The 15,991-nt window shown below is 63.1% G+C and carries 10 protein-coding genes; 5 read left to right on the top strand and 5 right to left on the bottom strand.

Going from position 1 to position 15,991, the window contains the following annotated elements; translation table 11 throughout:
• The first annotated feature begins 35 nt into the window (after positions 1-35).
• A complete protein-coding gene (locus NKI47_RS05355) occupies positions 36-545 on the top strand; it encodes a DUF1579 domain-containing protein (protein WP_352588141.1) in 510 nt (169 codons plus the stop codon).
• A gap of 20 nt (positions 546-565) precedes the next feature.
• Here the strand turns inward: NKI47_RS05355 and NKI47_RS05350 are convergent, their stop codons facing one another.
• The gene (locus NKI47_RS05350) at positions 566-1,537 is read right to left on the bottom strand and encodes an alpha/beta fold hydrolase (protein ID WP_352588138.1); all 972 of its coding nucleotides are present in this window, start codon (positions 1,535-1,537) and stop codon (positions 566-568) included.
• A gap of 474 nt (positions 1,538-2,011) precedes the next feature.
• On the opposite strand from NKI47_RS05350, the gene NKI47_RS05345 reads away from it, so the two are divergent.
• A complete protein-coding gene (locus NKI47_RS05345) occupies positions 2,012-2,476 on the top strand; it encodes an Hsp20 family protein (protein WP_352588135.1) in 465 nt (154 codons plus the stop codon).
• Between the two features lie 91 nt (positions 2,477-2,567).
• Here the strand turns inward: NKI47_RS05345 and NKI47_RS05340 are convergent, their stop codons facing one another.
• Entirely contained in the window at positions 2,568-3,620 is a 1,053-nt protein-coding gene (locus NKI47_RS05340) for a threonine aldolase family protein (RefSeq protein WP_352588132.1), read from the bottom strand.
• A 477-nt stretch (positions 3,621-4,097) separates the two neighbouring features.
• Between NKI47_RS05340 and gltB the strand changes: the two genes are divergently transcribed.
• On the top strand, positions 4,098-8,828 hold the full coding sequence (gene gltB, locus NKI47_RS05335; protein WP_352588129.1) for a glutamate synthase large subunit: 4,731 nt from the start codon (positions 4,098-4,100) through the stop codon (positions 8,826-8,828).
• A 143-nt stretch (positions 8,829-8,971) separates the two neighbouring features.
• The gene (locus NKI47_RS05330) at positions 8,972-10,426 is read left to right on the top strand and encodes a glutamate synthase subunit beta (protein WP_352588127.1); all 1,455 of its coding nucleotides are present in this window, start codon (positions 8,972-8,974) and stop codon (positions 10,424-10,426) included.
• 36 nt (positions 10,427-10,462) lie between these two features.
• On the opposite strand, the gene NKI47_RS05325 is transcribed toward NKI47_RS05330, so the two are convergent.
• Together NKI47_RS05325 and NKI47_RS05320 are read right to left on the bottom strand one after the other, a co-directional pair.
• Positions 10,463-11,710 carry an SGNH/GDSL hydrolase family protein gene (locus NKI47_RS05325; RefSeq protein ID WP_352588124.1) on the bottom strand — a complete coding sequence of 416 codons (1,248 nt, stop codon included), beginning with the start codon at positions 11,708-11,710 and terminating at the stop codon, positions 10,463-10,465.
• 26 nt (positions 11,711-11,736) lie between these two features.
• The gene (locus tag NKI47_RS05320) at positions 11,737-12,963 is read right to left on the bottom strand and encodes a lytic murein transglycosylase (protein WP_352588121.1); all 1,227 of its coding nucleotides are present in this window, start codon (positions 12,961-12,963) and stop codon (positions 11,737-11,739) included.
• A 207-nt stretch (positions 12,964-13,170) separates the two neighbouring features.
• Between NKI47_RS05320 and galU the strand changes: the two genes are divergently transcribed.
• Positions 13,171-14,076, top strand: coding sequence for a UTP--glucose-1-phosphate uridylyltransferase GalU (gene galU / locus NKI47_RS05315; protein WP_352588118.1), 906 nt, complete (start codon positions 13,171-13,173; stop codon positions 14,074-14,076).
• Positions 14,077-14,208: 132 nt separating this feature from the next.
• Here galU and NKI47_RS05310 read toward each other — a convergent pair whose 3' ends face one another.
• The gene (locus tag NKI47_RS05310; protein WP_502898021.1) at positions 14,209-15,948 is read right to left on the bottom strand and encodes an outer membrane beta-barrel protein; all 1,740 of its coding nucleotides are present in this window, start codon (positions 15,946-15,948) and stop codon (positions 14,209-14,211) included.
• Positions 15,949-15,991 lie beyond the last annotated feature (43 nt).

Here is a 15,991-nt window from a genome sequence, read left to right as displayed (position 1 = left end):
CGCTATGGAACGCTGTCAGCCGGGGAGGACCATAGATGCCGACGCAGCCAGCAGCCAGCCATTCCGATGCTCCGGCGGACGGGCGGAGCGATTTCGATTTCTTTTTCGGGCGCTGGACCGTCGGCCATCGAAGATTGCAGAAGCGGCTGCAGGGCGACGGCAACTGGGATGTGTTTGGCGGCACGTGCGAGGTGCGGCCGATCCTTGGCGGCCTCGGCAATGTCGACGACAATTGGATTGAATTGCCCGGCGGGCCCTATCGCGCCGCCACCTTGCGGACCTTCGACCCTGCGGCGAGGCAATGGTCGATCTGGTGGATCGACGGCCGCAATCCGTCGACCATCGATGTTCCGATGCGCGGCACTTTCGTGGCGGGCGTCGGCACGTTCCTGTGCGAAGACGTCTTCGACGGCCAGCCGATCCAGGTCCGCTTCCTGTGGTCGCGGATCACGGACGGGTCGGCGCGCTGGGAGCAGGCCTTTTCGCCGGACGGCGGCAAGGCATGGGAGACCAACTGGATCATGGATTTCGCCCGCACGAGCTGAAGCCGGACAAGGTATGTGGCTCAGACGTCACCGGTTCCGGGGATGAAGGCATCGAATGCGGCTAGCAACTGCTCGCGATAGAGATCGGCTTCCTGCAGGATCTCATGGCGGGCGCCGTCGATCATCACTAGCGAGCCGACGCGCAGACGTCTCGCATAGGCCTCGACTGCCCTGGTCGAGATGACCTGGTCGGCGCCGGCGGCGATCATCAGCAAGGGCACGTGGATCTTGGCCATGAAATCCGGGTCGCTGACGATCAAGGACGCCTCCGTCGCCGCCTTCAGCCAGCGGATCGTCGGTCCGCCGAGCGCCAGCTGCGGATAGGTTTCGTAGATCAGCGTATTGCGCCGATAGCGTTCCGGGTCGCTGGTCAGCTTGTTTATGGCGAAGGGCACCGATTCCTTGGGCCGCGGCCCCCATGCGGCATAGAGTCGGCCAAGGCCGAGAAGGCAGAACAGCGAACAGATGCGGCGGACGGTTTTTACCGAAACCGGCAGGTCCGGCACGGTGAAGAACGGTGCGATCAGCACCATGCGGCGCACGCGGTTCGCCATCGAGGGCGCGGCGAGCAGCGCAATCGCCGCGCCGGCCGAGTGGGCCAGTATGTAGTAGGGTCCTCGGCAATCGGGCAGCACGATCTCCTCGAAGAACTGCTCCAGATCGCCGGTGTAGTCGAAGAAGCTCCGGACGAAGCCGCGCTGTCGGTCGCCGATCAGCCGGTCGGAAGCGCCCTGGCCGCGCCAGTCGAGGGTTGCCACGCCAAAGCCCCGGTCGGTAAGGTTGCGAATGGTCTCGAAATACTTCTCGATGCACTCGTTGCGGCCGGTCAGGACAACGACGGTGCCCTTCATCGGGCGGGCAACCGCGGCAAACAGCCCATAGCGGATCTTCTTGCCGTCGCGCGTGGTGAAGAAGCCGCCGGCCGTGTTTTCCGGCAGCGGATTGCCCGGAGTTTCGTGGAAGAGAGGGGGCTGGTGGAGAAGATCGGTCATACGGTGTTTGGTTGGTGTCGGTGCCGGCGTGGGCGCAAGTCAGGCATAAACGCCCATGCGCCAAAAGCAAAAGGAATTCGGGACGCCGGGGAGGTCGACCCAGGCAGCGAACAAGTAAGGCCGGAAGCAGCCTTGGCGTGCTTCCGGCCTCTGTCGACCGGGAGGAAGGGACGTTACACCCGGTTCGGCCTCGTCGTGTCGCCTTTTCCGGCGACCTGTTCGTGATCTCGAGAACAGTTTTAGTGCCGCCTGGCTGAACGCTCGCCGAAGCCACGGTTCATCTGCCGTTCATCGGCATCGGGACGTGGGCCGGGACCGGTTCCGTTCGGACGCGGGAAAATCTTGAAATGCCGTCGCCGGCTTCCCAAATTTGTCATGCGGTCGCCAATGTCGGGGCCGCTGGTCCATCCGGAACGCCGTCACGGGTTTCGCACCGGCCATACGCAACCTTGTTGCTCAACAGGAGAACACACCATGCGTCACGTTGATTTTTCCCCGCTCTACCGTTCGACCGTCGGTTTTGACCGGCTGTTCACCATGCTCGATTCGCTTGCGCAGCCGGAAGGCCAGACGTATCCGCCTTACAACATCGAGCGCACGGGCGAGGATGCCTATCGCATCTCGATGGCTGTGGCCGGCTTCTCGGAAGATGAGATTTCGATCGAAGCTCACCGCAATGTGCTGACCGTCAAGGGTGAGCGCAAGGAGGAAGGCAATGGCGAAGGCTCCGAACTGCTCTATCGCGGTATCGCCAGCCGAGCCTTCGAGCGCCGCTTCCAGCTTGCCGATCACGTCGAGGTTGTCGGCGCCGCGCTGAAGAACGGCCTGCTCTTCGTCGACCTCAAGCGCAACATCCCCGAAGAGCTGAAGCCGCGCAAGATCGCGATCACCTCGGCTCCGGCCAAGGCCAAGCAGATCGAGGCCAAGACTGCCCCCTAAGCCAGGCAGCTAAACTCCGGGACGCCAACTCCCCGGGAAGAAAGGGCGGTGCAGCAATGCGCCGCCCTTTTTTGCTGGTGGGCAAGGCTTGCTATCCGGCGAGCAGGTAGCCGAAACGGTCGACCTCGTCGGGCGTGGTCGCGAAGCTGGTGACGAAGCGATAGAGCGCTTCGTCTTCGCCAATGTAGCCGTCGTAGCCGAGCGGCCTGTGCCAGTTGTGGAAGGCCGCCCCTGCCGCTTGCATTCTTTCGGCCTCGGCCTTTTTCATGACTGCGAAGACCTCGTTCGCCTGCGGCAGCCAGGCCAGCCGGGCCGAAGGGGAATCTTCTATCGCCGCGGCAAGCCGTGCCGCCATCGCATTGGCGTGCCGTGCTGTGTCGAGCCATAGCCCACCCCTGAAATAAGCATCGAATTGCGCGGCGATGAAGCGCGATTTCGAGAACAGCTGGGCCGCGCGCTTGCGCAAAAAGGCCAATTCCTTGGCTCGCTCGAGGTCGAACAGCACGATCGCCTCGGCGCACCAACAGCCATTCTTGGTGCCGCCAAAGGAGAGGATGTCGACACCGTGCTTCCAGGTCATTTCGGCCGGCGTCGTTTCCAGCGCGACGAGCGCATTGGCAAAGCGGGCCCCATCCATGTGCAGCGGCAGTCCATGCTGCTTTGCGATCGCCGAAATCCTGGCGATTTCGTTCAGCGTGTAGACGGTGCCGACTTCGGTCGACTGGGTGATCGAAACGGCAACCGGCCGCCCGGAATGGACGTTTTCGGGTGCGAAACGGTCCACCGCCCGTTCCAGATTGCCGGCATCGATCCTGCCGAGTGCGCCTTCGACTGTATAAAGCCGCGAACCGCCGGTGAAATATTCCGGTGCACCGCATTCGTCCTCGATGACGTGCGATTCGCGATGGCAGAAGGAAATGCCGCCTGGCTTGTTATAGGTAGTCAGCGACAGCGAATTGGCAGCGGTGCCGGTGGCGACGAAAAACACCGCGACCTCGCATTCGAAGATTTCATTGAAGCGCTGGTAAACGGCCTTGTCGAGGGCACCGTCGCCATAGGCGGTGGAGAAGCCGTCGGCATGGCCCGACAGGCCGGCAGCGATACGGGGATGGGCGCCTGCCCAATTGTCGGAAGCGAAAATCATGCGTCTGCCTATGCTGGGGAAATCGATGCGAGCTTGGCCGCTTTCGCATGCCGGCCGCAAGTGGCAGATGCCGAAAATCCGCTAAAGCCAGCGAAACGCATGAGCGTAGATGCAGCGACTGAAGGCTACGCTGACACGCCGTTCCGCGCAATTTTCTGTCGCGAAAGCTTCAAGAATTTTGTGAATCGGTCTTGTGTGCATCCAAAATTTCTGTCATAAAAATTTAGGACAGCAGTGCTGTCTTATTTTGTCGCACAAAACTGGCCGCATTGGCATATGATTGCGCCTCTGCGGCATTGCCGCGAGCGACAGCTAGACAGCCTGGCTCCGGCCTGTACGAATATACCATATGCGAACCATGCGGAAAGCCGCACGGTCGGCAAGAATTTCGCAAGACGTGCCGCAAGATTGAAAGGGGAGCCACGCGCTTCCCGACGGAAACCAGCGCCCGAAGGGGACGGAACGGAGGACAGGACGATGACGGACATGACGCCATCTGCGACGAACGCCGCGCAGACGAAAGCGGCAGCCGTCAAAAATCCGTCCCTGACCAATATTGGGCGAACCAGCACCGGCTATGCCGCGCACGGCCTCTATGATCCGCGCAACGAGCATGATGCCTGCGGCGTCGGCTTCATCGTCAACATGAAGGGCGTGAAGTCGCATCAGATCGTCGAGGACGGCCTTGCCGTGCTCGAAAACCTGACGCATCGCGGCGCCGTCGGCGCCGATCCGCTGATGGGCGACGGCGCCGGCGTGCTGGTGCAGCTGCCGGACCGCTTCTTCCGCGAGGAGATGGCCAAGCAACGGGTCGAACTGCCGAAGCCCGGCCACTATGCCGTCGGCCATGTGTTCATGCCGCGCGACCCGGAGCTGCAGGCGCATATCGAAGGCATCATCGCCGAGGTGGCGCAACTCGAGGGCCAGCCGCTGCTCGGCTTTCGCGACGTGCCGGTCGATAATTCGTCGCTGTCCAAGGCGCCCGACATCGCCGCTTCCGAGCCGGTGCACCGACAGGTATTCCTGGGCCGCGGCGCCGAGATCGAGAACGACGACGATTACGAGCGGCGGCTCTACATCCTGCGCAAGGTCATTTCCGGCCGTATCCACGAGGAGACCAAAGGCGTCGACAACGGCTTCTATGTCGTCTCGATGTCGTCGCGGACCATCGTCTACAAGGGCATGTTCCTGGCCTATCAGGTCGGCGCCTACTACAAGGACCTCACCGACCCGCGTTTCGAGACGGCGCTGATCCTGGTCCACCAGCGCTTCTCGACCAACACGTTCCCGTCGTGGAAGCTGGCGCATCCCTACCGCATGGTCGCCCACAATGGCGAGATCAATACGCTGCGCGGCAACGTCAACTGGATGGCGGCGCGGCAGGCCTCGGTCGATTCCGAACTGTTCGGCAACGACATCTCGAAGCTGTGGCCGATCTCCTATGAAGGGCAGTCGGACACCGCCTGCTTCGACAATGCGCTCGAATTCCTGACGCAGGGCGGCTATTCGCTCGCCCACGCCATGATGATGCTGATCCCGGAAGCCTGGGCCGGCAACAAGCTGATGGGTCAGGACCGCAAGGCCTTCTACGAGTATCACGCAGCCCTGATGGAGCCGTGGGACGGGCCAGCGGCGGTTGCCTTCACCGACGGCCGCCAGATCGGTGCCACACTCGACCGCAACGGGCTGCGGCCGGCGCGCTACATCGTCACCGATGACGACCGCGTCATCATGGCTTCGGAAGCCGGCGTGCTGCCGGTGCCGGAGGAAAGGATCGTCAAGAAGTGGCGGCTGCAGCCCGGCCGCATGCTGCTGATCGACCTGGACAAGGGCCGCATCGTTTCCGACGAGGAGATCAAGTCGGAGATCGCGACCAGGCATCCCTACAAGAGCTGGCTCGCCAACACACAGCTCATCCTCGAGGATCTGAACCCGGTCGAGCCGCGCGCCCTGCGCAGGGATGTCTCACTGCTCGACCGCCAGCAGGCGTTTGGCTACACCCAGGAGGACACCAAGCTGTTGATGTCGCCGATGGCGACCACCGGCCAGGAAGCGGTCGGCTCGATGGGCACCGACACGCCGATTTCGGCAATGTCGGACAGATCAAAGCTGCTCTACACCTATTTCAAGCAGAATTTCGCACAGGTCACCAATCCGCCGATCGACCCGATCCGCGAGGAGCTGGTGATGAGCCTGGTGTCCTTCATCGGGCCGCGGCCCAACATCTTCGATCTTGTCGGCAATTCGCGCCGCAAGCGGCTCGAAGTGCGCCAACCGATCCTGACCAATGGCGATCTGGAGAAGCTGCGCTCCGTCGGCCACACCGAAGACCGTTTCGACACCAAGACGATCGACATCACTTACGGTTCGAATGAAGGCGCGGCCGGCATGCAGGGCGCCATCGACCGGCTATGTGAGCGCGCCGAGGCGGCGGTCGCCGGCGGCTACAACATCATCATCCTGTCGGACCGTCAGCTCGGCCCGGACCGCATCGCCATTCCGGCACTGCTGGCGACTGCGGCCGTGCACCATCATTTGATCCGCAAGGGATTGCGCACCTCGGTTGGGCTCGTCGTGGAATCCGGCGAGCCGCGCGAGGTGCATCATTTCTGCTGTCTCGCCGGCTACGGCGCCGAGGCGATCAATCCCTATCTCGCTTTCGACACGCTGCTCGACATGCACAAGCGTGGCGAATTGCCGGCGGAGGTCGATGCCTACGAAGTCGTCTCCCGTTACATCAAGTCGATCGGCAAGGGCATCCTGAAGGTGATGTCCAAGATGGGCATCTCCACTTACCAGTCCTATTGCGGCGCGCAGATATTCGACGCCATCGGGCTCAAGTCGGACTTCGTGCAGAAGTACTTCACCGGCACGGCGACGCTGATCGAAGGCGTCGGGCTGGACGAGATCGCCGCCGAAACGGTCAGCCGCCACACCGACGGCTTCGGCAACGACCCGGTGCTGCGCAACAGCCTCGAGGTCGGCGGCGAATACATGTTCCGCATGCGCGGCGAGGCCCATATCTGGTCGCCCGACGCAGTGGCGACCTTGCAGCACGCCGTGCGCCAAGGCTCGTGGGAGACGTTCAAGGACTATTCCGCCCAGATCGACAGCGAGACGGCGCAGGCGCAGACCATTCGCGGCCTGTTCAAGATCAAGCTTGCGCAAGAGACCGGGCGTAAGAAGGTCAAGCTCGACGAGGTGATGCCGGCGGCCGATATCGTCAAGCGCTTCTCGACCGGGGCGATGTCCTTCGGCTCGATCTCAAGGGAAGCGCACACGACACTGGCGCGCGCCATGAACGCCATCGGCGGCAAGTCGAACACCGGCGAGGGCGGCGAAGAGGCCGACCGCTATCTGCCACTGCCGGGCGGCGGCAAGAACCCCGAACGCTCGGCAATCAAGCAGGTCGCTTCGGGACGCTTTGGCGTCACGGCGGAGTATCTGGTCAATTCCGACATGATGCAGATCAAGGTCGCGCAAGGGGCGAAGCCCGGCGAGGGCGGCCAGCTGCCGGGCCACAAGGTCGATGCGACCATAGCAAAGGTCAGGCATTCGACGCCGGGCGTCGGCCTGATCTCGCCGCCGCCGCATCACGACATCTATTCGATCGAGGATCTGGCGCAGCTCATCTACGACCTGAAGAACGTCAATCCGGCGGCCGACGTATCGGTCAAGCTGGTCTCGGAAGTCGGCGTCGGCACGGTTGCGGCCGGCGTCGCCAAGGCGCGTGCCGACCACATCACCATATCAGGCTATGACGGCGGCACCGGTGCCTCGCCGCTGACCTCGCTCAAGCATGCCGGCAGCCCGTGGGAGATGGGCCTTGCCGAGACGCACCAGACGCTGGTGCTCAACGGCCTCAGGTCGCGCGTCGCGCTGCAGGTCGATGGCGGCCTGCGCACCGGGCGTGACGTCATCATCGGCGCACTGCTCGGCGCCGACGAGTTCGGCTTTTCGACCGCGCCGCTGATCGCGGCCGGCTGCATCATGATGCGCAAGTGCCATCTCAACACCTGCCCCGTCGGCGTCGCGACACAGGACCCGGTGCTGCGCAAGCGCTTCAAGGGCACGCCCGAGCACGTCATCAACTTCTTCTTCTATGTGGCGGAAGAGGTGCGGGCGCTGCTTGCCGAGATGGGCTACACCCATCTCGACCAGATCATCGGCGACACCGACCTTCTGGAAAAGCGCGAGCTGATCCAGCACTGGAAGGCACGCGGGCTCGACTTCAGCAAGATGTTCTACAAGCCCGATGCGCCGCACGAGGCGGTGCACTGGACCGAGCGGCAGAAGCATCCGATCGACGACGTGCTCGACCGCAAGCTGATCGAACTCGCAAAGCCGGCGCTCGAAGCCAGGCAGCCGGTCAGTATCGAACTGCCGATCCGCAACGTCGACCGTTCGACCGGCGCCATGCTGTCGGGCGAGGTGGCAAAGCGCTTCAAGCACAAGGGCCTGCGCGAGGACACGATCTTGGTCAAGCTCACCGGCACGGCCGGCCAGTCCTTTGGCGCCTTCCTGGCGCGCGGTGTCTCGTTCGAACTGGTGGGTGCTGCCAACGACTATGTCGGCAAGGGCCTGTCGGGTGGCCGCATTGTCATCCGCCCGCCGGAGAACACGAAAATCGTTGCTGCCGAATCCATTATTGTCGGCAATACCGTGCTCTACGGCGCAACCGAGGGCGAGGCCTATTTCTGCGGCGTTGCCGGCGAGCGTTTTGCCGTGCGCAATTCGGGTGTCGCCGCCGTCGTTGAAGGCGTCGGCGACCATGGTTGCGAATACATGACTGGCGGTATCGTCGTCGTCATCGGCCAGACCGGCCGCAACTTCGCCGCCGGCATGTCGGGCGGCGTCGCCTATGTGCTCGACGAGGCGGGTGATTTCGCCGAACGCTGCAACATGGCGATGGTCGAGCTGGAGCCGGTTCCGGAAGAGGACGACCTGATGGAAAAGCTGCTCCACCATGGCGGCGATCTCGACCATAAGGGCCGTGTCGACGTATCCGGCGATATGACCAGCCATGACGAGGAGCGGCTCTACCAGCTGATCTCCAACCACGTCCACTACACCGGCTCGGTACGAGGTCGCGAAATCCTCGACGACTGGACGACTTTCCGGCCGAAATTCCGGAAGATCATGCCGGTCGAATACCGCCGCGCGCTGATCGAGATGGAGCGGATGCGCATGAACGTGGCGGCGGAATAGATTTGGAAATTGCCGGGAGGCCGTGCGTCCCGGCAACCATCTTCATCAAGAATCCTGACCTCGGACTGAAGGTTGCCACAGCTGCCTTATGAGGTTAACGGGTGCGTCGCCAGGCGTGCCTTCCGGACAGTAGGGACTGGACTATGGGCAAGGTAACAGGGTTTCTCGAGATCGACCGGCAGGTGCACAAGTACCAGCCGGCTTCCGACCGCATCCGGCATTTCCGCGAGTTCACGCTGCCGATGTCGGACAAGGAGGTCGAGAAACAGGCCGCGCGGTGCATGGATTGCGGCATTCCGTATTGCCATGGACCGACCGGCTGCCCGATCCACAACCAGATCCCGGACTGGAACGACCTCGTCTACAATGGCGACTGGGAAAACGCGATCCGCAACCTGCATTCGACCAACAATTTTCCGGAATTTACCGGCCGCATCTGCCCCGCACCTTGCGAGGAAGCCTGCACGCTGAACCTCGAGGATATTCCGGTCGCCATCAAGACGATCGAGCAGGCGATTGCCGACAAAGCCTATGAAACCGGCCATATCCGGCCCTATCCGCCGGAACGGAAGACCGGCAAGCGCGTCGCGATCATCGGCTCGGGGCCGGCAGGCATGGCGGCTGCCCAGCAACTCGGCCGCGCAGGCCATGACGTTCACGTCTATGAGCGCGAGAGCCGGCCGGGCGGGCTGATGCGCTACGGCATCCCCGATTTCAAGATCGAGAAGCATTATATCGACCGGCGCATTGAGCAGATGCAGGGCGAAGGTGTCAGCTTCCATTGCGGCGTCAATGTCGGCGTCGACAAGCCGGTCGCCGAACTGCTCGCCGAATATGATGCCGTGCTCTATTGCGGCGGTTCCGAAACGCCGCGCCCGGCCAACATCCCGGGCGACGATCTCGACGGCGTGCACGACGCCATGCCCTATCTGGTGCAGCAGAACAAGCGTATCGGCGGCGAGCCGATCCAGTCGGTCGCATGGCCGTCGCGCCCGATCGTCGCCGGCGGCCAGCACGTCGTCGTCGTCGGCGGCGGCGACACTGCCTCAGACTGCGTCGGCACCGCCTTCCGCCAGGGCGCGGTGCGCGTCACCCAGCTCGACATCCGGCCGCAGCCGCCGGAAAAGGAAGACAAGCTGTCGGTCTGGCCCTACTGGGCGACCAAGATGCGCACGTCATCGTCGCAGGCCGAAGGCGCCGAGCGCGAATTCCAGGTGGCGACGCTTGAATTCATCGGCGAGGACGGCCAGCTGACCGGGGTCAAATGCTGCGAGGTCGACGAAAAGCGCAAGCCAATCGCCGGCACCGAATTCGTCATCCGCGCCGATCTCGCGTTCATCGCCATCGGCTTTGCCGGGCCAGCCGCTCACGGGCCGGTCTCGGAACTCGACGGGCAGATGAAGATCGTCACCGACAGCCGCCGTTCGAAGAATGTCGAGGCCAATGACCGGGACTACAGGACCAGCGTCGAAAGGCTCTATACGGCGGGCGACGTGCGGCGCGGCCAGTCGCTGGTCGTCTGGGCGATCCGCGAGGGCCGCCAGGCGGCGCGCGCCATCGACGAGGCGCTGATGGGATCGAGCGTGCTGCCGCGCTGAGCCCGTTCCGAAACTCTACAGAAAGAGGCGCCAGCTTTACTGCCGGATCGCCGTCGTCGTATCGGATGCGGCCGCCGTCGCAGGCTGTGTCTTGGGTGGCCACGAGAAATCGTCGGCACGGCCCGGTGAGGCGTCGGGCGCCTTGCCCTCGATGACAAGCCTTTCGCCCGGCAAATGCTTGTCCGCTTTTGCCGGCGGGGCGGCGCCGAGAAGTTCCGAGCCGCCGTCCAGCGCCGGATCGCTGAGCAGCATCGGCACGGTGCGATCGACAGCTATCGGCGCGGCAGCAGGTGACGGCGCCTCGACGGGAGCGCCGGCCGGGGCAGAAGCCGGGACCACGCTTCCCGGCGCGGCCAGCCCAAGGATCTTCATCAGCGGCTTTTCGGTATAGAAGGCGAGCTTGCGCTTGCCGGCCTTCGACATGTTGATGCCGTCGTCGGAGCGCAGGCGCACCGATTGGCCGTTGATGTCCGGTCCGCTGGTGATGAAGGCGCCGTTCTCGTCGACGAACCCGTCCCAGACGTCGACGAATTCGCCGCCGTGGCTTTCGGCGGACGAGCGGAAGATGTCGTTGAAGGCCAGCATGTCGGAGGTCATTTTCGAGACCCGGAAGGCCGGCATGCCGACCCACAGATACGGCACCTTGGTTGCGGCGATGGCCTTGCCGAACGCATCGGTCCGGCGCTCGTATTCCTTGGTCCAGTTTTCGGATCGCGGCTGCTCGCGCACATCGCCGACGCGCATCTGCTGCCGGTCGTTGGATCCGAGCATGACGGCGACGGCTGCCGGTTTTTCGGCAGCGATCAGCGACTTAACCTGTTCTGGCCAGTTGTAGACATCGTCACGCACGAAGCCGGACGATCCGTTGGCACGGACGACGATCCTGACGCCGGTGTTCTCGGCAAAGGCGGCGTCGAGCCCCTCAGCCAGCCCAGACGCCATGAAATCGCCGACCACCAGAACGACGCGTGCATCCGGCGCCTTCTCGGCCACCGGGGTTGTCGGCTCGGCCGGCGGCGGCCGGCGAACTGACCGGGGCTTTCTCAGCTTGGGCCTGGGCTTTGTTCTCTGGAATTCTCTCTGGAATTCGGGCGGCGGCTGCTCAAACCGCTCGCTTCTGCGCGGAAACAACAGGTCGCGCAGCGACCAGCCACGACTTTCCGGCTCCTGCGCCATGGCCGCGGTATGAAAGGCACTGGCGCCGCCGACTGCCAGAACGGCGATCGCCAGAACCAGGATCGGCACGCGACGAACGATTAACCGGATGCGCGCAGCCGAAACCAATCACCCTCTCCATCCCGCAACCGGCTCTAGTTCTGCCTGAGCCATTTGAGCACTTCCTTGCTCGGATACCCGTCCTGGGTCAAGCCAGCCTTTGCTTGGAAGGCCATGATGGCGGTTTTCGATCCGTCACCGATCTTGCCGTCGAACTTGCCGTCGTAATAGCCGTGCTCGGAAAGTCGCTTCTGAAGCTCCTGCCTTTCCTCGAAGGAGAGCTTGGTAAACGGTCGCTTCCAGTCCTGCACAAGCCCGCCATAGCCGGCAATTTCGTCGGCAAGAAGGCCCACGGCGAGCGCATATTTGTCGGCATTATTGTAACGCTTGATGACCGAGAAATTCTTGATCATCAGGAAAGCCGGCCCGCCGCGGCCGCCGGGCAGCTTCAACGTCGCCTTGTCCGCACCGTTCTTGAACGGCTTGCCGTTGGCACGGCTGACCCCCAGCGCCTGCCATTGCGACAGCGACTTCGAGCCTCCGGGCAGCTTCTTGCCGTCCGGAAGGCTGACCTCATACCCCCAGGTCTTGCCTGCTTGCCAGCCGTTCTTCCTCAGCAAATTGGCGGCTGTCGCCAGTGCGTCGGGAATCGAATTCCAGATGTCGCGCTTGCCGTTGCCGTCCATATCGACCGCATAGGACTGGTAGCTGGTGGGGATGAACTGGGTATGGCCCATCGCGCCGGCCCATGAGCCGCTGAGATGGCTTTCGTCGATGTCGCCGGTCTGCAGGATCTTCAGCGCCGCGATCAGCTGGGTGCGGGCAAATTTCGCTCGCTTCGGGTCGGCATAACCAAGCGTCGCCAGCGAGCGCACCACATTGCGCATGATATCATCGCGCTTGAGGGTTTCGCCGTAGTTCGATTCCATAGACCAGATGGCCAGCAGGATGTAGCGGTCGACGCCGTATCTTGCCTCGATCCTGTCCAGCCAAGGCTTCCATTTCCTTGCCATCTGCTGGCCGACGGCGACCGACTGGTCATGGACGCGGTTGTCGAAATAATCCCAAGCGGGTGCGGTGAATTCGGGTTGAGTACGGGCCTTTTCCAGCACCACCGGGTCAGCATCGTTGATGCCCTTGAATGCCTGGTCGTAGACGGAGCCGGAAACGCCGCTCGCCACGGCGGTAGCACGGAAGCTGGCGACCCATTGGCGGAAGCCGGCATCGGCAAAAGCCGGCCCGCTGGGCATGAGCAAGGCAAACGAGAGGCTGGCGGCCGTCAGGACGCTGGTGAAGCGCCTTGCGGCGTTGCGAACGGACATCTTTTCCTCCTTCTTCATCTCAGGAAGACTATTCATCGCCGAACCCGGTTAGCATTTGGTTTACCATAGGTGCCGTCCGGGGTGAAAAGATGCGTCAATGCTTTACCAGCTGAGATTTCTGACCCGCCGTTCAGTAATCCTCGATTTCGGCATGAAAATGTCTCGAATCGGGATTGCCGAACAAGCATGCAAATGGATAATTGGCACATGAAGAGAGTTCGCAAGGCAGTGTTCCCGGTTGCCGGTCTCGGCACGCGCTTTCTCCCCGCCACCAAGGCCATTCCCAAGGAAATGCTGACGGTCGTCGACAGGCCGGTCATCCAGTATGTGGTCGATGAGGCGCGCGAAGCCGGGATCGAGCATTTCATCTTTGTGACCGGCCGCAACAAGGCGGTCATCGAGGATCACTTCGATGTCCAGTTCGAGCTCTACGACACGCTTGCGCAGCGCGGCAAGGACGACCAGCTCGCCCGCCTGCAGCGGCTGCAGCCGGCGCCGGGGCAGACCAGCTTCACCCGCCAGCAGGTACCGCTCGGCCTTGGTCACGCCGTCTGGTGCGCGCGCGAGCTCGTCGGCGACGAGCCCTTTGCGCTACTGTTGCCCGACATGATCATGCAGTCGGAAAAAAGCTGCATGAAGGACATGGTCGAGCTTTACGCCCAGACCGGCAACAACATCGTCGCCGTGCAGGAATGCGATCCGGCCGAGGCGCACAAATACGGCATTGTCGGCCGCGGCGAGGACGCGCATCACGGTTTCCGCATCACCGGCATGGTGGAAAAGCCGAAGACCGGCACGGCGCCGTCGAACCTCTACATCAACGGGCGCTATATCCTGCAGCCGGAGATATTCAAGATACTCGAAGGTCAGGAAAAAGGCGCCGGCAACGAGATCCAGCTCACCGATGCAATGCTGAAGCTGCAGAAGCAACAGCCCTTCTACGGCTACCACTACCGCGGGCGAACGTTCGACTGCGGCTCGCCCGAAGGCTTCGTCGAGGCCAACGTTGCCTTCGCACTGTGGCGCAGAGACATGAATGCCAGCATGGCCGGTGTCATTCGCACGCTTCTCGACGAACTCGCGCCGTCAGAACGCCGCGGCGTAGCCTTGTAGTTTCAACACCGGTTGCCGCGCTGATCGGCTAAAGCGCGCCGCGTTCGACCGGCCTCATGCGACGCGCTTTAGGTTCTTGTTTTACGCAAGTCGTTATCGCAAAACCGCTGCACACTTTTGCGCGACATGCATTTAGCGCTGCAACTTCAAGCCGACGAAGATACTGTTGGCCGTGTAGTCGCGCCCAACCAGGTTGCTGGTCAGTTTTTCAGTCCTGGCGCGGGTGGTGAGCCCGGTGTAGCGGTTCAGCCACCACGTCAGCCCAGCCTCGGCGCTCAGCGTCAAATCATGATCGTCGGAGCCGGTATAGTCGCGCCATTCAAGGCCGAGAGCGGCATTTCCGGTCAGGTTGGCGCGAATCTGCCGCTCGCCGGTGAGGCTGCCGGAATAGAGCATGTCGCCGCTTTCGCCCGCATTCGTCGTGTTCTCGGCGGTCGTCTGTGCGGTAAGCCCGATCGTGGTGCCGCGTTCCGGCGACCATTTGAGATCGGCATTGACCGTCGCGCCCGAAATAGCCGGCAGGGCATCGTCGTCGATAGCTTCGCGCAGCCAGCCGACCGAGAACTCGCCGGTAAGCTTCTCGCGGAGATCGAGCTCGACGCCGGCCCGTGCGCCAAGCCTGGTCGAGGAGCGCTGGAAGCCGTTTGGATCGACGCGCAAATCATAAGCGCGCCGGCCGATCTCGATTTCGGTGAACGGGGTGATGGCAGGCGAGATCTCGTAACCGGTACGCAAAAGGGCCGTGTACAGCGTCGAGTCGCGGCCCTTCTGCGACAGCGATCCGCCCGACGAAAGCTTGGCGTCGCCAAAGATGTCGTGCTCGACCGCGCCGGTCAGCGCGAAGCGCATCTTGCCGGCATCCTTCTCGACGGCGAGACTGCCGTTCATGGTCTGACGCACCGGCTGGCCAACGGCGCCGACGACCGCGTCCGGCGCCGAGGCCGATTCGGGCACGGCCTCATAGCCCAGCTTGGCGATGGCGCGCAGATCATTGTCGAGATCGATGTTGAGTGTGCCGTCGACGCGGCCTTGCGCCTCGTGAATGTCATAGCCGGACAAGGTTTCGCGGAAGATGCCATAGCCCTCAACCGTCGCCGAATTCTCCCGCCAGTCGGAGACGGCGTTGAAGCGCAGCGTCGTTTCCGACAGCAAGGCCGGCTTGCCGAGGCTGCTCGAATCGGCGTTTGTCGAAGACGTCAGGCCTTGCTCGAGCGTCGGCCGGATCACGAAGGAGCCGAGCTTGATGCCGGTGGCGGCGAACGGGTCGTCCTCGTTCTTCTTGTCCTGGCGTTCGATGGCTTCGGTGCGCTCGGCGCCGGGGTCGAGCTTGAGCCTCTCGGCGGAATCGATGGTGACGGCACGGCGGTTGACCGTATCCTGCTCGTCTATGGCGGCGGTATCGGTGTCATCGGTCGCCGCCGCGGCTGCAGTCGCGGTTCTTTTGCGCTTCTGGCTGTCAGCGGTCTCGTCTTCGGCGTTGGCCGCATTGGCGGCGCGTTGTGTCGGGCTTGGCCGCCGTCGGGGGGGCGGAGCAGGGTTGTCGGGAAATGGATCGCCGCTGGCCGCTGGTTGATCGAAAGTGCCGCCGGTTGTGACCGCCTCGCCCGTGCCGTCGTCAGGCAACGCCCCTTGGCTGGCCGGGCGATAGGTAGGCAGCGGCGTATTGTCGTTGGCGGTTGCAGCAGCCTGCGCGGCTTGGGTTCCGGCTATGCTCGATTGCCTGATCTTGTACTGCTGGTCGTCCAGGATTGTCGATTCTGAAACCTCGCCGCGCAGCTCGGTTTCCTGGGCGCAAAGCAGTGCCGGCCGCGACAACGCAAAGACACTGGTTGCCAGCAGCAAAGCGCAGACCGCCTTGCCCTTTCGTCCCATTTTGTTTTGAGGCTGAAACCCGGACATCGGCACCACTGCTTGC

This window comes from Mesorhizobium sp. M0633, assembly GCF_040320645.1.
Taxonomy (GTDB): Bacteria; Pseudomonadota; Alphaproteobacteria; order Rhizobiales; family Rhizobiaceae; genus Mesorhizobium.
Note: the sequence above shows the minus strand (reverse complement) of the source record. Positions and strands in the feature narration are given on the sequence as shown.